This is a genomic window from Azospirillum isscasi, from assembly GCF_030849505.1.
Lineage (GTDB): Bacteria > Pseudomonadota > Alphaproteobacteria > Azospirillales > Azospirillaceae > Azospirillum > Azospirillum isscasi.
This window is the reverse complement of record NZ_JAUJFI010000126.1, coordinates 1-16,844: the sequence shown is the minus strand read 5'-3', so window position 1 is coordinate 16,844 and position 16,844 is coordinate 1. Positions and strand designations below refer to the sequence as shown.

Annotated in this window: 19 protein-coding genes and 1 pseudogene; 14 read left to right on the top strand and 6 right to left on the bottom strand. The window is 70.9% G+C overall.

What is annotated here, in order from left to right:
• Nucleotides 1–718, top strand: a pseudogene (locus tag QSG27_RS21050) (ATP-binding protein); the annotation flags it as partial.
• A 12-nt stretch (nt 719–730) separates the two neighbouring features.
• On the opposite strand, the gene QSG27_RS21045 reads toward QSG27_RS21050, so the two are convergent.
• Nucleotides 731–1,138, bottom strand: coding sequence for a hypothetical protein (locus tag QSG27_RS21045; protein ID WP_306709569.1), 408 nt, complete (start codon nt 1,136–1,138; stop codon nt 731–733).
• A gap of 45 nt (nt 1,139–1,183) precedes the next feature.
• Between QSG27_RS21045 and QSG27_RS21040 the strand changes: the two genes are divergently transcribed.
• Nucleotides 1,184–1,906, top strand: a complete 723-nt coding sequence (locus tag QSG27_RS21040; RefSeq protein ID WP_306709568.1) for a tetratricopeptide repeat protein — start codon at nt 1,184–1,186, stop codon at nt 1,904–1,906.
• Between the two features lie 23 nt (nt 1,907–1,929).
• Here the strand turns inward: QSG27_RS21040 and QSG27_RS21035 are convergent, their stop codons facing one another.
• Entirely contained in the window at nt 1,930–2,151 is a 222-nt protein-coding gene (locus QSG27_RS21035) for a hypothetical protein (protein WP_306709566.1), read from the bottom strand.
• A 155-nt stretch (nt 2,152–2,306) separates the two neighbouring features.
• On the opposite strand from QSG27_RS21035, the gene QSG27_RS21030 reads away from it, so the two are divergent.
• From QSG27_RS21030 to QSG27_RS21010, 5 genes are all read left to right on the top strand, one after another.
• The gene (locus QSG27_RS21030; RefSeq protein ID WP_306709564.1) at nt 2,307–3,914 is read left to right on the top strand and encodes an ABC transporter substrate-binding protein; all 1,608 of its coding nucleotides are present in this window, start codon (nt 2,307–2,309) and stop codon (nt 3,912–3,914) included.
• 206 nt (nt 3,915–4,120) lie between these two features.
• Complete coding sequence (locus QSG27_RS21025) at nt 4,121–5,140, top strand: ABC transporter permease (protein WP_306709562.1); 1,020 nt, start codon at nt 4,121–4,123, stop codon at nt 5,138–5,140.
• Nucleotides 5,141–5,148: 8 nt separating this feature from the next.
• Nucleotides 5,149–6,060, top strand: a complete 912-nt coding sequence (gene nikC, locus QSG27_RS21020; protein WP_306709560.1) for a nickel transporter permease — start codon at nt 5,149–5,151, stop codon at nt 6,058–6,060.
• Nucleotides 6,057–6,899 (top strand): ABC transporter ATP-binding protein, encoded by an 843-nt coding sequence (locus QSG27_RS21015; RefSeq protein ID WP_306709559.1) that lies wholly within the window; start codon nt 6,057–6,059, stop codon nt 6,897–6,899. The genes nikC and QSG27_RS21015 overlap by 4 nt, the downstream gene beginning before the upstream one ends.
• 3 nt (nt 6,900–6,902) lie before the next feature.
• Nucleotides 6,903–7,679 (top strand): ABC transporter ATP-binding protein, encoded by a 777-nt coding sequence (locus tag QSG27_RS21010; RefSeq protein ID WP_306709558.1) that lies wholly within the window; start codon nt 6,903–6,905, stop codon nt 7,677–7,679.
• Here QSG27_RS21010 and QSG27_RS21005 read toward each other — a convergent pair.
• From QSG27_RS21005 to QSG27_RS20990, 4 genes are all read right to left on the bottom strand, one after another.
• Nucleotides 7,663–8,166 (bottom strand): MarR family winged helix-turn-helix transcriptional regulator, encoded by a 504-nt coding sequence (locus QSG27_RS21005; protein ID WP_306709556.1) that lies wholly within the window; start codon nt 8,164–8,166, stop codon nt 7,663–7,665. The two genes, QSG27_RS21010 and QSG27_RS21005, sit on opposite strands and share 17 nt — an antisense overlap.
• Nucleotides 8,167–8,275: 109 nt before the next feature.
• Nucleotides 8,276–9,187, bottom strand: a complete 912-nt coding sequence (locus QSG27_RS21000; protein WP_306709554.1) for a DMT family transporter — start codon at nt 9,185–9,187, stop codon at nt 8,276–8,278.
• 233 nt (nt 9,188–9,420) lie between these two features.
• On the bottom strand, nt 9,421–10,137 hold the full coding sequence (locus QSG27_RS20995) for a metallophosphoesterase family protein (protein ID WP_306709551.1): 717 nt from the start codon (nt 10,135–10,137) through the stop codon (nt 9,421–9,423).
• Nucleotides 10,130–10,891 (bottom strand): nucleotidyltransferase family protein, encoded by a 762-nt coding sequence (locus tag QSG27_RS20990; RefSeq protein ID WP_306709549.1) that lies wholly within the window; start codon nt 10,889–10,891, stop codon nt 10,130–10,132. The genes QSG27_RS20995 and QSG27_RS20990 overlap by 8 nt, the downstream gene beginning before the upstream one ends.
• A 157-nt stretch (nt 10,892–11,048) precedes the next feature.
• On the opposite strand from QSG27_RS20990, the gene QSG27_RS20985 reads away from it, so the two are divergent.
• The 7 genes from QSG27_RS20985 to QSG27_RS20955 all read left to right on the top strand — a co-directional run bounded on the left by QSG27_RS20985 (nt 11,049) and on the right by QSG27_RS20955 (nt 16,672).
• Nucleotides 11,049–11,624, top strand: a complete 576-nt coding sequence (locus QSG27_RS20985) for a hypothetical protein (protein WP_306709547.1) — start codon at nt 11,049–11,051, stop codon at nt 11,622–11,624.
• A complete protein-coding gene (locus QSG27_RS20980) occupies nt 11,624–11,809 on the top strand; it encodes a hypothetical protein (protein ID WP_306709546.1) in 186 nt (61 codons plus the stop codon). The genes QSG27_RS20985 and QSG27_RS20980 overlap by 1 nt, the downstream gene beginning before the upstream one ends.
• Nucleotides 11,810–11,961: 152 nt before the next feature.
• Nucleotides 11,962–12,717, top strand: coding sequence for a cold-shock protein (locus tag QSG27_RS20975; protein WP_306709545.1), 756 nt, complete (start codon nt 11,962–11,964; stop codon nt 12,715–12,717).
• Nucleotides 12,718–12,853: 136 nt separating this feature from the next.
• Nucleotides 12,854–14,485, top strand: coding sequence for an alpha-D-glucose phosphate-specific phosphoglucomutase (locus QSG27_RS20970; RefSeq protein WP_306709544.1), 1,632 nt, complete (start codon nt 12,854–12,856; stop codon nt 14,483–14,485).
• 233 nt (nt 14,486–14,718) lie between these two features.
• Nucleotides 14,719–15,231 carry a peptide-methionine (R)-S-oxide reductase MsrB gene (gene msrB / locus QSG27_RS20965; RefSeq protein ID WP_306709542.1) on the top strand — a complete coding sequence of 171 codons (513 nt, stop codon included), beginning with the start codon at nt 14,719–14,721 and terminating at the stop codon, nt 15,229–15,231.
• 111 nt (nt 15,232–15,342) lie between these two features.
• Nucleotides 15,343–16,362 (top strand): LLM class flavin-dependent oxidoreductase, encoded by a 1,020-nt coding sequence (locus QSG27_RS20960; protein WP_306709540.1) that lies wholly within the window; start codon nt 15,343–15,345, stop codon nt 16,360–16,362.
• Nucleotides 16,363–16,501: 139 nt separating this feature from the next.
• A complete protein-coding gene (locus tag QSG27_RS20955) occupies nt 16,502–16,672 on the top strand; it encodes a hypothetical protein (RefSeq protein ID WP_306709538.1) in 171 nt (56 codons plus the stop codon).
• Nucleotides 16,673–16,844 lie beyond the last annotated feature (172 nt).

Here is a 16,844-nt window from a genome sequence, read left to right as displayed (position 1 = left end):
GACCTTCCAGCCTGGCGAGCCGGCCCCGCCGCGCCTGCCGGTGCCCCGCCCCTCGCCCAGCGCCCGCGCCGACCTGCTGGCCCGGCTGGCCCGCCCGCGGCCCGTCCCGGCGGAGCCGGCTCCGTTCGCCGACGAGGCGCCCGCGGCCCCGGTAAAGGAGCCGGAAACGCCGGAACAGGCGGCGGAGCGCGAGGCCGCTTATGAGGCGATCCTGCGGGAGGTGCTGGCCGATCCGGAGGCGTCCTACCGCTCCATCGCCGTGCTGTTTCAGGACTTCCTGGTCCGCTGCCGCGCGCGGGAGGTGCGGGGGGACCTTCTGGAACTGCCCGCCTTCCGGCGCAAGCTGGCGGCGGCCCGCGCCGGGGCCGGGCAGGACACCGAGGGGAATCCCGCCTGGGAGAAGGCGACCCAGGTCGCGGCCACCCTGCCGGAGGACATCCAGGTCGTCTTTTTGCTGCTGGCCCGCGCCGCGCTGGACCATCTGCCCTGCCCGTCCGACGCCGACGTGGCCCGCGCCTGCGGCAGCCGGTCGCGCGGACGGGCGCGGCGGCTGCTGACCTACATGGAGCAGCGGGGATTCATCGCCACGCGCAGCGGGCTGGGCAACACGCGCAGCATCGCCCTGCCGGCGCTGGGCTGGGAAACGGCGCTCGGCGATCCGAACGCGGATGACGGGACGGATGGGCCGGAGGACGGCGGGCTGTTCGCCACCGCCTGACGTTCGCGTTCCTTATTCGTCGTCCGGCTCGACCCCGGAGGCCAGGGCGTGGGCCAGCCGCCCGGCGGCGGCGACCGCGGCCATGGCCTCCTGCGCCTTGGCGGCGATGCGCCCGATGCCCTCGGGCGTCGGCTGGTAGAGCGACGGGTCGGGCAGGCGTTCCGCGAAGTCCCAGGCGCCGGTGGCGGGGTCCCAGACCTCGAACACGTCGGGGTTGGGGCGGCGGGCGACCCAGGCGCGCCCGGCGTTGCCCTCGGCGCGGAAGCGCACGCCGAAGAAGCGGCTGGCCGCCATGGCCCCGATGGCCGCCGTCAGGTCGGCGTCGGCGCCGGGACAGCGCTGCGTCAGAGCGGCGCGCAGGGCTTCCGCCAGGGCGCGGCGGTCGTCATGATGGGGCAGGCCGTCGGGATCGGTTCTCATGGCCAGCGATGGTAGAGGGACGGCGCGCTCCCGCAAACGGGCGCGATGTCGCAAGCACAGCCCGGAGTCGTCATGGTCAGCCTGTCCGAAGCCTACGCCCTCGCCATCGGCCATCACCGGGCCGGACGGATGGGCGAGGCCGCCGGACTCTACCGGGCGATCCTCGACGCCGACCCGCGGCAGGCCGACGCGCTGCACCTGCTGGGGGTGCTGTCGGGCCAGATCGGGCGGACGGAGGACGCGGTGGCGCTGATCGCCGGGGCCATCGCGCTGGACCCGGAGGCGGAGGACTATCACGACACTCTGGGCAGCCTGCGCCGCACCGGCGGGGATGCGGTCCGGGCGGTCGGGCACCACGCGCGCGCCCTGGCGCTGGAGCCGGCGCGGGCCAAGGCGGCCTTCAACCGGGGGCTGGCGCTGGGCGATCTGGCCCGTGAGGATGCGCGCCCGGTCTTCCTCGATGCGCTCCCCTCCTACCAGCCGCGCATCGCCGAAGCGGCGGAGCGGTCGATGCCCATCCCGCCCGTGGCGGGCGGCGGGGCGGTTCTGCTGGTCAGCGTCGATTCCGGCTATTGGCGGCGCTTCGGCCGGGCGGGAGATCCTCGGGCTCGTGTGCGCCCACATCGGCTGGTTCTTCGACCGGGGCGAGGCGGGCTGGACGCTGGATCAGGCGGCGCCCTACGCGATCCTTCACGACTGGGCGCGGGCGGGCGGTGCGGCTGCGGGAGTACGAGTTCCTGCGCCTGCCCTGGTTCGATTTCCCGGTGAAGGGCGAGGGGGGGGCCGGGGCGTTACGCCGCCTGGACGCTGTTGTCCTTGCGCCGGGACAGCTGCAACTGGCCGTCCAGACATTTCACGTAGGTGGTCTTGCCGGCCTTCAGGGTGTCGCAGATGGTGACCAGCGCGCGGGGGATCGCCGCGAACTCCTTCGATCCGCGCGCCTGCGTGTTGTAGGCGGCGAGGTGCTGGCGCAGCCCCTCCTTCGACACCGGCTTTCCGTCGTTTCCGATCATGATGGTTTCCGCACCTCTGGTCGTGAAGGCCGTGGGCGCTATGACCGCCACCCGCTTGACAGGGCGTCCCGCGCCGCCGGATCATCCTGGCCCTACCGCCAAGAATTCCAAAGAGAATTCGCCCCACCCGGGATCATGCAGGGAGTATGGAAATCATGAACACGCTCGCGCGCCGTCTGGCCGGTGCCGCCCTTCTTTCCGCCGGCCTGTCCTTCGGCCTTGCGGCCACGCCGGTTCTGGCCGACACGCCGAAGGACACGCTGGTCATGGCCTGGCAGTTCGACGACATCGTGACGCTCGATCCCGGCGAGATCTTCGAGCTGTCGGGGGCCGAATACGGCGCCCAGGTCTATGACCGGCTGATCCGCTTCGACGTCAACGACGTCAGCAAGATCTACGGGCAGGTGGCGGAAAGCTGGACCGTCTCCGACGACGGCAAGACCTTCACCTTCACCATCCGCGACGGGATCAAGTTCCACTCCGGCAACCCGTTGACGGCGGAGGACGTGGCCTACTCGTTCCAGCGCGCCGTGAAGATGAACAAGGGGCCGGCCTTCATCCTGACCCAGTTCGGCCTGACGCCGGAGAACGTCGATCAGAAGGTCCGCGCCACCAACCCGCGCACCCTGGTGTTCGAGACGGACAAGGTCTACGCCCCCACCTTCGTGCTCTACTGCCTGACCGCCGACGTTTCCGGCGTGGTCGACTCCAAGCTGGTCAAGAGCAAGGAGGTCAATGGCGACTTCGGCGCCGCCTTCCTGAAGACCAACTCCGCCGGGTCCGGCCCCTTCGTCCTGCGCCAGTGGAAGGCCAGCGAGCTTCTGTCGCTGGAGGCCAACGCCAATTACTGGGGCGGCGCCCCCGCCGTGAAGCGCGTGCTGATCCGCCACATCGCGGAACCGGCGACCCAGCGCCTGCTGCTGGAGAAGGGCGACGTGGACGTGGCCCGCAACCTGAAGCCGGAGCAGTTCGAGCCGCTGCGCGGCAACGACAAGATCCGCATCGTCCAGGCGCCGAAGGGCACGCTCTATTATTTCGGCCTGAACCAGAAGAACGAGGTCCTGGCCAAGCCGGACGTGCGCAAGGCGTTCAAATACGCCGTGGATTACGACGGCATGGCGAAGACCATCATGAACGGTCTCGGCACCGTCCATCAGGCGTTCCTGCCCAAGGGCTTCCTCGGCGCGCTGGAGGAGAACCCGTACACGTACGATCCGGCCAAGGCGAAGGAGCTTCTTCGCCAGGCCGGCTATCCGGACGGCATCACGGTGACCATGGACGTCCGCAACACCTCGCCCAGCATGGACATGGCCCAGGCCATCCAGGGCAGCGCCGCGGCGGCGGGCATCAAGATCAACCTGCTGCCGGCGGACGGCAAGCAGGTGGTCACCAAGTACCGCGCCCGCAACCACGAGGCGCTGCTGTACCAGTGGGGTGCGGATTACCAGGACCCGAACACCAACGCCGACACCTTCGCCGCCAACCCGGACAACGCCGACGACGCGAAGGCCAAGCCGCTGTCCTGGCGCAACGCCTGGGACATCCCTGAACTGACCAAGAAAACCGCCGCCGCGGTGGAGGAGCGCGACTCCGCCAAGCGCGCCGCCATGTACCAGGAGCTTCAGCGCGAGGTTCTGGAGACCTCGCCCTTCGTCATCATGTTCCAGCAGACCGAGGTGATCGCGGAGCGCAGCAACGTCGAGGGGCTGGTCTGGGGGCCGAGCTTCGACAGCAACTATTACTGGAAGGTCAGCAAGAAGTAAGGCGGGCTTCCCAGTTCCTCTCCCGTCCCGGGAGAGGGTGCCCGCGAAGCGGGCGGGTGAGGGTAGCCCCAGGATCAAGGCACGATCCTCGGCTGCCCCCTCACCCTTCCCGCGCTTCGCGCGGGTCCCTTCCCTCTCCCGGGGCGGGAGAGGGAATTCGAACTCATGTCGGGTGAAACTTGGCCGCTATCTTGAAACGACCGGGGATGCCGGGGCGGCGCCATGTGATCAAGGGGACGGGGCTGCTCGTCTCCGTGGCGCTGACCTTCCTCGGGCTGCTGCTCGTCACCTTCCTGATCGGGCGCGTGGTGCCCATCGACCCGGTGATCGCCGTGGTCGGCGACCGCGTGTCCGCCGACACCTACGCCCGCGTCCGGCAGGAACTGGGGCTGGACCTGCCGCTGTGGCAGCAGTTCCTGCGCTACGTCGGCGACGTGCTCCAGGGCGATTTCGGCACCTCGGTGCTGACCTCCCGCCCGGTGCTGGAGGACATCCTGCGCGTCTTCCCGGCGACGCTGGAACTGGCGACCGCCGCGGTGATCGTCGGCGTGCTGCTGGGCATTCCGGCGGGGGTGATGGCCGCGGTGCACCAGGGGCGCTGGCCGGACCACGCGATCCGCGTGATCGGGCTGATCGGCCATTCCATCCCGGTCTTCTGGCTGGGGCTGATGGCGCTGCTGGTCTTCTATGCGCGGCTGGATCTGGCGCCGGGGCCGGGGCGGGTGGACGTCTTCTACGAAGGGCTGGTCGATCCGGTGACCGGGGTCATCACGGTGGACGCCCTGCTGGCCGGCGAGACCGACGTGTTTTGGAACGCGCTGCACCACCTGATGCTGCCGGCGAGCATCCTCGGTCTCTACAGCGTGGCCTACATCGCGCGGATGACGCGCAGCTTCATGCTGGACCAACTCCGCCAGGAATACATCACCACCGCCCGCGTGAAGGGCATGTCGGAGGCGCGGGTGATCTGGCGCCACGCGCTGGGCAACATCGCGGTGCCGCTGACCACGGTGGTGGCGCTGTCCTACGCCTCGCTGCTGGAAGGGTCGGTGCTGACGGAGACGGTGTTCGCCTGGCCGGGGCTGGGGCTGTACATCACCAACTCCCTGCTGTCGGCGGACATGAACGCGGTGCTGGGCGGCACGCTGGTGGTGGGGGCGGTCTTCATCGGCCTGAACCTGCTGTCCGACCTGCTGTACCGATTGCTCGATCCCCGTGCGAGATGAGGGGCACGATGATGCAAACGACCGAAGGCGGGCTGCGGGCGTGGCTGACGGCGGAGACGCCGCAGTCCCGCGGGCAGGCGCGGCTGGGCCGGGTCTATCTGGGCTGGCTGGCCTTCTCCCGCAACCGGCTGGCCATGATCGGGCTGGGCATCGTGCTGCTGCTGGTGCTGATGGCGGCGCTGGCCCCGCTGCTCGCCCCCTACGACCCCTACAGGCAGGATCTGTCGCAGCGGCTGCTGCCCCCCAGTGCCGCGCATTGGCTGGGCACCGACGCCTTCGGGCGGGACATCCTGTCGCGCATCCTCTACGGCTCCCGCCTGACGCTGATGATCGTGGCGCTGGTCGCGGTGACGGCGCCGGTGGCCGGGCTGCTGATCGGGACGGTGGCGGGCTATCTCGGCGGCTGGGCGGACGCGGCGCTGATGCGGGTCACCGACATCTTCCTGGCCTTTCCGAAGCTGATCCTGGCGCTGGCCTTCGTTTCGGCGCTGGGGCCGGGCATCGAGAACGCCATCATCGCCATCGCGATCACCAGCTGGCCGCCCTACGCCCGCATCGCGCGGGCCGAGACGATCACCATCCGCAAAAGCGACTTCATCAGCGCCGTGCGGCTCCAGGGCGCCTCGACGCCGCGGATCATCCTCGGCCATGTGGTGCCGCTCTGCTCCTCCTCGCTGATCGTGCGGGTGACGCTGGACATGGCGGGGATCATCCTGACGGCGGCGGGGCTGGGCTTCCTCGGCCTCGGCGCGCAGCCGCCGGCCCCGGAATGGGGCGCCATGATCGCCACCGGGCGCCAGTACGTTCTGGAGCAATGGTGGGTCGCCACCATGCCCGGCATCGCCATCTTCGTGGTCAGCCTGGGCTTCAACCTGCTGGGCGACGGCCTGCGCGACGTTCTGGACCCGAAAGGCAAATGAGCGACAAACCGCTGCTGGAGGTCGAGAACCTCCGCATCTCCTTCCCCACCCGGACGGGCGTGACGCAGGCGGTGCGCGGCGTCTCCTTCACCGTGGGACGGGAAAAGCTGGGCATCGTGGGCGAGTCCGGCTCCGGCAAGTCGATGACCGGGCGGGCCATCCTGCGGCTGGTCCCGCCGCCCGGCATCGTCACCGCCGACCGGCTGAGCTTCCAGGGCGAGGACCTGCTGACCCTGCCGGAGAAGCGGCTGCGCGGCATCCGCGGGCGCCGCATCTCCATGGTCATGCAGGACCCGAAATTCTCGCTGAACCCGGTGATGACCATCGGCGCCCAGATCGCCGAGGCGTACCGCGTCCATTCCAGCGCCGGCACGGCGGAGGCGAAGCGGCGCGCCCTGGAGATGCTGGAGGCCGTGCGCATCCGCAACCCGGAGCGCGTCTACGGCCTCTACCCGCACGAGGTGTCGGGCGGCATGGGCCAGCGCATCATGATCGCCATGATGCTGATCCCCAACCCCGACCTGCTGATCGCCGACGAGCCGACCTCGGCGCTCGACGTGACGGTGCAGATGCAGGTGCTGGCGATCATGGACGAGCTGTGCTCCCGCCGCGGCATGGGAATGATCTTCGTCAGCCACGACCTGAACCTGGTGGCGTCCTTCTGCGACCGCATCCTGATCATGTACGCGGGCCGGGTGGTGGAGACCTGCCGCGCGTCGGAGCTGCACGCGGCCAAGCACCCCTACACGCGCGGGCTGCTCGACAGTCTGCCGCGCCTGGACGACACAAGGGATGAGCTGCCGGTGCTGACCCGCGACCCGTCCTGGCTGGAGAGCTGAAGCATGATCGACGTGACGGATCTGCGCGTCACCTTCGGCCAGGGGGCCGACGCGGTGGCCGCCGTGCAGGGGGTGTCCTTCGCCGTGCGGGCGGGCGAGAGCTTCGGGCTGGTCGGCGAGTCGGGGTCGGGCAAGTCCACGGTGCTGCGCGCCGTCGTCGGCCTGAACCACGACTGGACCGGGTCCATCGCCGTGGATGGCGCCGCCCAGGGGCGGCGGCGCGAGAAGGGCTTCTTCAAGTCCTGCCAGATGGTCTTCCAGGACCCCTACGGCTCGCTGCACCCGCGCCACACCATCGACCGCATCCTGGCCGAGCCGATCGCCATCCACGGGCTGCGCGACGCCGACGCGCGGATCGACCGGGTGCTGCGCGACGTCGGGCTGGGGCCGCAATTCCGCTTCCGCTACCCGCACCAGCTCTCCGGCGGGCAGCGCCAGCGCGTCGCCATCGCCCGCGCGCTGGTGCTGGAGCCGCGCGTCCTGCTGCTGGACGAGCCGACCTCGGCCCTCGACGTGTCGGTGCAGGCGGAGATCCTGAACCTGCTGAAGCGGCTGCGGGCGGAGCACGCGCTGACCTACGTGCTGGTCAGCCACAATCTGGCGGTCGTCGCCACCATGTGCGACCGGCTGGCCGTGATGAACCGCGGGCGGATCGTCGAGGAGATGGATGTCGAGGCCCTGCGCCGCGGCGCGGCGCGGGAGGACTACACGCGGCAGCTCCTGCGCGCCAGCCAGGGCTACGACCGCGCGGCGGCGGACAGCTTCAAGGACTTTGCGTAGAACGGGCAGCCAGCGCGTCGGCCTGGGCCTTGAGCCTGGCCAGCAGCCGGTCGAGCTGCGCCGTCTCCTCCTCCGTCAGGGCGCCGGTCAGCTCCTGCTCGTAGGCCAGCGCGAGGGGGACGATCTCCGTGTAGATGGCCAGCGCCTTCGGCGTCAGGGTCAGTTGCGCCTTGCGGCGGTCGGTGTCGCCCGACTCGCGCAGGATCAGCGCCGAATCGAGCATCCGGCTGATGGCGCGGCTGACCTGCACCTTGTCCATGGCGGTGCGCTGGGCGATCTCGCCGGCGCTCAGCGTCTCGCCGCCGCCCAGCACGGCGATGACCCGCCATTCCGGGATGGTGATGCCGAAGCGCTTCTCGTACAGCGTCGCCACCGTGTGGCTGACCGTGTTGGACAGCACCGACAGGCGGTAGGGCAGGAAGCGGGTCAGATGCAGCGCGGGCGGTCCGGGATCGGCGCCGGGGCGTTTGCGGCGGGGGGAGGCCATGGGGTATCGCGCCTTATCGGAATGCGGGAACCGGAAGCCGGTTCCGCCATCCTGCCCCGGAATTCAGCGGACGCAACAGTTTCGGGTGAGGATGCCCGCGTTTCCGGCGTCAGCGGTTGACGATCAGCGCCACGCCCAGCACCGCCACGATGGCGCCGGCCCAGGCTCCGGCCCCCGGACGCTGGCGGGTCCACACCCACAGCATCGGCAGGATCAGCACCGGGCTGGTGGCCGACAGGGTGGCGACCACGCCCGCGTTGCCGTGCGCCAGCCCGATCAGCAGCAGCGTCATGCCCAGCCCCAGCCCGACGAAGCCGTTGACCGCCACCTGGGCCAGGATGCGCGGCGTCAGCCCCGCCCCGAAGCCGAAGCGCTGGCCGGGCAGCAGACCGCCCGCGAACAGCAGCAGGCCCGACGTGCCGACGCGCACCGCCGCCGCCGCGATGGGGTCGGCGCCCGCCGCCATCACCGGCCGGGCGATGACCGAGCCGGCGGCTTGGCAGCAGGCGGCGATCAGGCAGGTGCCGGCGCCCACCAGCAGGCGCCCGCGGACGGACTCCCAGTCGTGGGGGACGCCGCCGTTGCCGTTGGCGGCGGGGGCGGCGCGGAAGAAGATCGCCAGCATCACCCCGGCGGTCACCAGCGCGATGCCGACCGCCGTCCACGGCCCCAGCGCCTCGCCCAGCACGGCCCAGGCGAGGAGCGCGGTGATCGGCGCGTTGGTGGCGTAGATCACCGAGTTGCGGCGCGGGCCGATGCGTCCCAGCGCCCAGAACAGGGCGGTGTCGCCCATCACGATGCCGACCGCGCCGGACAGCGCGAGGATCGCAGCGCCTTGCAGGTCCAGCGTCTGCCAGCCGCCAAGGATCGTCGCGGCGACCGCCGTGCCGACGAAGACGATGCTCATGCGCAGGCGGTTGAAGGCGACCGAGCCGATGGCGCGCACCGGTCCGATGGCGATCAGCCCGCTGGCCGCCCAGCAGAGCGCGGCCCCCAGGGCGGCGAGGTTGGCGGTCAGCATGGCGGGAGCTTCGAAAGGGCAGGGTGGGGCATGGTGCCCGCACCCTATCCGGAAGCCCGCCGGGGCGATAGCGCGGCGGTTGCATGGCGGGCGTGTGGGCGTTGTTGCATTGGGCCCTCTCCCTATCCCTTCCCCACCTTCGGCGAGGGAGGGCTTTTCTCCTCCTCCACCCAATCTCCTCCCCCCGCGAAGTGGGGAGAGGTCGGGAGGGGGGCCCAACACAACAATCTCCCTCACAGCTCGATCAGCGCGTACGGCCTCCCGGATTCCTTCTCGATGGTCTGGGCGACGTTGTAGACCGGCGTGCCGCGCAGGGTCTTGCCGGCGTAGCTGCCGTGGTGGGCGTGGCCGTGGACGACCGCCCGGACGTGGAAGCGGTCGATGGTCTCCGCCAGACGGGACGACCCCAGGAACGGATAGATCTCCGGCGGCTCCCCCCGCACCGTCTCGGCGATGGGGGCGTAGTGCAGGACGACCAGGGTCCGTTCCGTCTCCAACTGGCGCAGCGCGCTTTCCAGCCGCATGGCCTCGTTCAGCGCCTCGTGCACGAACTGCTTGATGGCCGGTTCGCCGAAGGAGTCCAGCATGCGGTTCTCGAACCCGCCGCCGAAGCCCTTCACCCCGGCGAAGCCGACGCCGCGGATCTCCACCGGGTTGCCGTCGAGGAAACGGACGCCCGCCTGCTCCAGGATGCGCTGAAGCTCCTCGACATGGCCGCACTCGTGGTCGTGGTTGCCCAGAACGGCGACCACCGGAATGCCGATGGCACGCAGGTCCTCGGCCAGCACCTCTGCCTCGCGCGGCTTGCCGTGGTTGGTCAGGTCGCCGGCCAGCGCCAGGACGTCCGCCCGATCGGCGATCTCCTGGAACAGCTCGCGGTAGGGGTGGGAGGAGCTTTCCCCGACATGGATGTCGCCGATGGCGGCGACCTTGATCGTTCCTTCAGCCATGCTTCGTTTCCTCGCCGACGACGTCGGCGAACCCCCAGTCCGTGACGTCGATCCGATAATCCTCGCGCGAGAACAGCCGCCCCCGGCAGATGCGGGTCTGCGGCACCGGCAGCTTCGCGCGCTCGTTCAGCCGGTTCAGAAGCTCCTGCAACAGCCAGCCGGGGATGTGGTCGCGCTCCGTCGGGTAGATGAAGCGGAAGTTCAGGACGTGCATCAGCAGCACCTCCCAATACTGCTCCATGTGGCCGAGCAGCCGTTTCCAGTCGATGTGGGCGTGCTGCTTCAGGATCATGTGGGCGACGTCGGGGCCGTCGTACTTGTGCCGCATCTGCACGAAGGATTTGGAGAAGACCATCTCCGTCGGCGGGATGAGCTGCACGTCGGCGCCGCAGATGAGGGCGCGGTGGTCCTCCCCGAACCAGCGGTCGTTGACCGGGTTGATGGCGGCGGCGGAGTTGAAGATCACGTCGATGAACAGCGCCCCGTGCCGGATCTTGCCGATCCAGCGCTCGTCCTCGATCTCCGTCCCGAAGCCGCGGTCCTGGAAATGCGCGAGGATGCGCGGAAAGTCGCCGCCCCGGCAGAAGACGTCGATGTCCTTGGTGGGCCGGGTGATCCCCGTGTAGGCGCTGAGCGCAAAGGTGCCGCCCAGCAGGAAGGGAATGCCGGAGTCCTTCAGGACCTTCAAACTCTCCGTGTAGAAGGCTTCGGCCTCGGCGGAAACGTCCGCACGGCCTTCGCGGTTGCTGTCCATCGCGCCCCCTCTCCCCCGCCGTTGTCCTGTGGGCCTTCAACAGGCGGAAACGGCGAAACGGCACCGCCGGACGGCGGGTCGGGCGGGAAAAAGCCGGGTGGAACCGGCGCCGCGCTACACCGGTTGAGGGTGGTATCGCTGATGGGGAGGAAATCCGATGGCAGGACATCGCATCCCACGGGGCACTCCACGGGGCATCCGAAGGGGCATCCCACAGGGCTTCCTGCTCGCCGCCGGCCTGATGCTGTGCGGCGCCGGACCCGCGCTGGCGCAGGGAAGCTGTGCGGCGCTGGTGGACCGCTTCGCCGCCGAGCACAACCTGTCGGCCAGCCCGCCGCCGGTCGCGGCCCCGCCGGGCACCTCCGGCTCCAGCGCGGTGGACGGGGCGCTGCCCGGCGGAGGGTCCGGGGCCGCCACGCCGGACCGGCTCGCCCGCTCGGGCGGGGTGGTGGCGCCGCCGGCCGCGGGCGACCGGGCGGTGATCGAGCCGCCGCGCACCGCCGCCCCCATGCCGACCGCCCCGGCGGTGCGGCCGGACGCCGCGCCCAACAGCGGCTCCTCCATGGAGGGCGGGTCGATGGGGCAGGCGGCGCGCAACGCCCAGATCGAATCGCTGGTGACCGCCGCGCGCTCCGCTGCGAAGGACGGCAACGAGCCGCTCTGCATGGACTCGCTGGAGAAGGCGCGCAACCTCACCCGCGCGGCGCCGGGCACGATGGACGGGGGTGGCTGATGGCGGTTGAGACGATGAAGACCGGCCCCTTTCCGCCCGCCCCGCCGACCCCCGACATGCCGGTGCCGCCGCCCGGCATGCCGGACCTGCCCGGCGACCCCGCCCGCCCGCCGATCAAGGAGCCGCCGGACGCCATCCCCGTCCCGCCGGAGGAGCCGCCGCCGGCCCCCGACCGGCTGGGCTGAACCGGGGCCGCGCCGGGTGAAAAATGGCACCGGAACCGCGGACGCGAAAATCGGCGCGCCTGCGGTCTTGTGATTCGGGCGGGGAAAGGCGATGTCTTCTGTCGGGCACCGAAGGCCGGTGCCGAGTCGCCTTTTGGAGTTCAGTGGGTCTCATGCACCGTCAACCCCCGCGCCAGCACGTCTACCGCCAGCCCGTCGTCCTCGGCACCCAGGTTCAGGCCACCGTGAAGTGGTACGATCCCAACCGCGGCTTCGGCTTCGTGAAGTTCGAGGACGGGTCGCCCGACGCCCTGATCCCCGCCGCCGTGGTCGCCACCGCCGGCCATGACGCCCTGCCGGACGGCGCCACCGTCGTGGTGGACATCGTGGAAGGGCGCAAGGGCAACCAGGTGTCCACCCTGCATTCCGTGGATGCCTCCACCGCCGCCCCGGCCCGCGCGCCGCGCGCCCAGGGGCCGCGCCCGTCCTACGGCGAGCGGAGCTTCGGCGACCGTGGGGGCGACCGTGGCGACCGTGGGGGTGACCGCGGGTTCGGCGACCGCGGTTTCGGTGACCGCGGTTTCGGTGACCGTGGCCGCGGTCCGGGCGACCGGGGCAACAGCCGCGGTTTCGGTGACCGGGGCGGCGACCGCGGGAACGACCGGGGCGGCGACCGCGGCTTCGGCGGCGGTCCGCGCCGTCCGGCGGCGGGCGGCCCGACCTCCCAGACCGAGGGCACCGTGAAGTGGTTCAACGCCACCAAGGGCTTCGGCTTCATCGCCCAGGACGGCGGCGGCCAGGACGTGTTCGTCCACGTCAAGGCGGTGGAGCGTTCCGGCCTTGCGGGGCTGAACGACGGGCAGCGCGTCCGCATCACCGTCCGCCAGGGCGAGAAGGGTCCGGAAGCCGTCTCGGTGGAAGAGGCGTAACCAATCCCCGTCCGCCGGAGGGGGAGCGCCGATCGGCCCGGTTGAACAACGGCGCAAAGCCGCGCATCGTGGCGTGGCGGGGCGGCGGTGCGACGGCACGCCGCCCCGGCCCGATACGACCAAGAAAGGACGCCCAGTGGTTTCCGTCACCTGTCCGACCACGCCCTTCGACGGCCAGAAGCCCGGCACCTCGGGGCTGCGCAAGGCCGTGAAAGTCTTCGAGCAGCCGCGCTACCTGGAAAATTTCGTCCAATCCATCTTCGACTGCGTGGACGGGCTGGCCGGCGCCACGCTGGTGATCGGCGGCGACGGGCGGTATCACAACCGCACCGCCGTGCAGACCATCCTGCGCATGGCCGCCGCCAACGGCATCGGGCGCGCGGTCGTCGGGCGCGGCGGCATCCTGTCCACCCCCGCGGCCTCCTGCGTCATCCGCAAGCGCGGCGCCGTCGGCGGCGTGATCCTGTCGGCCAGCCACAACCCTGGCGGCCCGGACGGCGATTTCGGCATCAAGTTCAACGCCGCCAACGGCGGCCCGGCGCCGGAATCGATGACCGACGCCTTCTTCGCCCGTTCCAAGGTCATCGCCGAATACAGGACGGTCGAAGCAGCGGACCTTGACCTCGACACGCTCGGGGAGACGGCGCTCGGCGGCATGGCGGTGGAGGTCATCGACCCGGTGGCCGACTATGCGGCGCTGATGGAATCGCTGTTCGACATGGCGGCGATCCGCGGGCTGTTCGCGTCGGGCTTCCGCATGGTGTTCGACGCCATGCACGCGGTCACCGGCCCCTACGCCACGGAGATCCTGGAACGCCGCCTGGGCGCCCCCGCCGGCACCGTGATCAACGGCACGCCGCTGGAGGATTTCGGCGGGCACCACCCCGACCCGAACCTCGCCCACGCGGAGGAACTGGTGGAGCGGCTGTTCGGGCCGGACGCGCCGGACTTCGGCGCCGCGTCGGACGGCGATGGCGACCGCAACATGATCCTGGGCCGCAACGTCTTCGTGTCGCCCAGCGACAGCCTCGCCGTCCTGGCCGCCAACGCCACCCATGTGCCGGCCTTCAAGGGCGGGCTGGCCGGCGTCGCCCGCTCCATGCCGACCAGCCGGGCGGTGGACCGGGTGGCGGCGGCGCTGGGGATCTCCTGCTACGAGACCCCCACGGGCTGGAAGTTCTTCGGCACGCTGCTCGACGCCGGGCGCATCAACCTGTGCGGCGAGGAGAGCTTCGGCACCGGCGCCGACCATGTGCGCGAGAAGGACGGGCTGTGGGCCGTGCTGATGTGGCTCAACGTCCTGGCCGCCCGCGGCCTGTCGGTGGCGGAGCTGATGGCCGAGCATTGGGGCACCTACGGGCGCACCTATTACGGCCGCCACGATTACGAGGCCATCCCGCAGGAGGCCGCCGACGCCCTGATCGCGGAGCTGCGCGGCAAATTGCCGGGGCTGGCCGGCACGGATCTCGGCGGACGCACGGTCGCGGCGGCGGACGAGTTCGCCTACACCGACCCGGTGGACGGCAGCCGGTCCGACCGCCAGGGCCTGCGCGTCGGGTTCGAGGACGGTTCGCGCATCGTCTACCGCCTGTCCGGCACCGGCACGTCGGGCGCCACCCTCCGCGTTTATTTCGAGCGGTACGAGCCGGTCGGCGGGGAGCATGGGCTGGACGCCCCGGTGGCGCTGAAGCCGCTGGCCGATCTGGCGGCGGAGCTGGCCGGCATCGAGCGCCACACCGGACGCACCAAGCCGGACGTTGCCACGTAAAGGCGCCACGTAACGGCGCTACATAACGGCGCCACGTAACGGCGCCGCGTAACGGCGGAAAATCGGAAGGCCCGCCTTTCCCGGCGCATCGGGGAAGGCGGGCTTTTTCATTCCCGATGGGATGCCGCTCCATTCGCTGTGCGCAGGGAAGATAGCCGCCCGACGCCGGGTGTCATCCGCGCGGCAGCCGCCCATATCCCCAAGGACCGTCATCCCGCCACAGGAGCCGCCCGATGCCCGCCCCCTCCGCAAGCCCCCCGACCGGCCCCGCTTCGGAGTCGCCCGTCGGCTTCGACCTGACGCCGCCGACGCCGGACCAGCGCGCGGTGCTGGTGGAGCGCCTGTCGGGCGAGGAGCGGCACGTCCTGCTCAGCCACGGGACGGAGGCGCCCTTCTGCGGCGGCCTGCTCGACAACAAGAAGCCGGGCACCTACGCCTGCCGGCTGTGCGGCCTGCCGCTGTTCCGCTCCGGGACGAAATTCGAATCCGGCACCGGCTGGCCCAGCTTCACCGCCCCCTTCGACAACGCGCACCTGAAGCTGTTGCAGGACACCAGCCACGGCATGGTGCGGGTGGAGACGCTGTGCGCCCGCTGCGGCAGCCACCAGGGCCACGTCTTCCCGGACGGCCCGGCGCCGAGCGGCCTGCGCTTCTGCATCAACTCCGTCTCGCTGGCCTTCGTGCCGGAGGGGCAGGGGTTGGCGAAGACGGTGCAGGATTGGGTGAACGAGGGTGGCGCGTTTTAGCTGACGGTGCCCCCTCCCTAACCCTCCCCCTCCCCTGCGAAGCGGGGGAGGGCCGGGGTGTGGGCAAAAGCCCCTCCCCCCGACTCCCCGTCACACTGGATACCCCTCGTCATGCCGACCGCCGACACGTCCCTTCCGCCGATCTCCGTCCTCGACCTCGCCCCCGTGCCGGAGGGGCGCACGCCGGGCGACGCGCTGCGCAACACGCTGGACCTCGCCCGCCACGCCGAGCGGCTGGGCTACCGCCGCTACTGGCTGGCGGAGCACCACAACATGACCGGCATTGCCAGCGCCGCCACCTCCGTCGTCATCGGCCATGTGGCGGCGGGCACCGCGACCATCCGCGTCGGCGCGGGCGGCATCATGCTGCCCAACCATTCGCCGCTGGTCATCGCCGAGCAGTTCGGCACGCTGGAAGCGCTGTTTCCGGGCCGCATCGACCTGGGATTGGGCCGGGCGCCCGGCACCGACCAGATGACGCTGCGCGCCCTGCGCCGCGACCCGTCGGTGGCCGAGCAGTTCCCGCAGGACGTGCTGGAGCTTCAGGCCCTGCTCGGCCCCGTCCAGCCCGGCCAGCGGGTGCAGGCGGTGCCCGGCGCCGGCACGGAGGTGCCGCTGTGGATTCTCGGCTCCAGCCTGTTCGGCGCGCAGCTCGCGGCGGCCTTCGGGCTGCCCTACGCCTTCGCCTCGCACTTCGCGCCGGACGCGCTGATGCGGGCGCTGCGGGTCTACCGGGACAACTTCACCCCCTCCGCGCAGCTCGACCGGCCCTACGCCATGGTCGGGGTGAACGTCTTCGCCGCGGAGACCGACGCGGAGGCGCGCCGGCTCTTCACCTCCGCCCAGCAGAGCTTCGCCCGTCTGGTGCGCGGCACCCGCGGCCAATTGCCGCCGCCCATCGACGACATCGAAAGTTTCTGGTCGCCGCAGGAGAGGGCGCAGGCCATGAACATGCTCTCCTGCTCCTTCGTCGGCTCGGCGGAGACGGTGCGGCGCGGGCTGGAGTCCTTCCTCGCCGAAACCGGCGCCGACGAGATCATGGTGGCCTCGGCCATCCACGACCACGCGGCGCGGCTGCGCTCCTACGAGATCCTGGCGGAGGTCCACCGGTCGCTGCGGGGTGCGGCCTGACGCGCTCCAAATAGGAGGAACGGTCCGGCGCAACCGCACAGCGCGCTTCGCGGACTGCGCCATGGACCGCGCCGGAGGGGAGTCTTATCGTCTGTGGTCCGGCGTCCCGCGACGCGGTTCACAGAGATGGAGAGGGGATATGGCCGAGTTTCCCCACGCCAGCAGGGTCAACGTGACGCTTGAACTGCCGATCGACGTCTATCGGCGTCTGGAGCGGCGGGCGCGCTATATGAGCGTTACGGTGGAAGCCCTTCTGAGGATTATGCTGGCGCAGCAGCTTTACGAATCCAGTCTTCGCAACATGGACTAATTCATTGTTGGGATGCGGCGCGCATGGCGGCCTCCACGGCGGTCTCCAGGTCGCCGCGGCTCTCCAGCAGCGCCGACAGCCCGGCCTCGTCCAGGGCGGCGCGGATGGGGGGCGGCACCGCCGCCAGCACGATGCGCCCGCCCGTCGCCCTCGCCTGACGCACCGCCAGCAG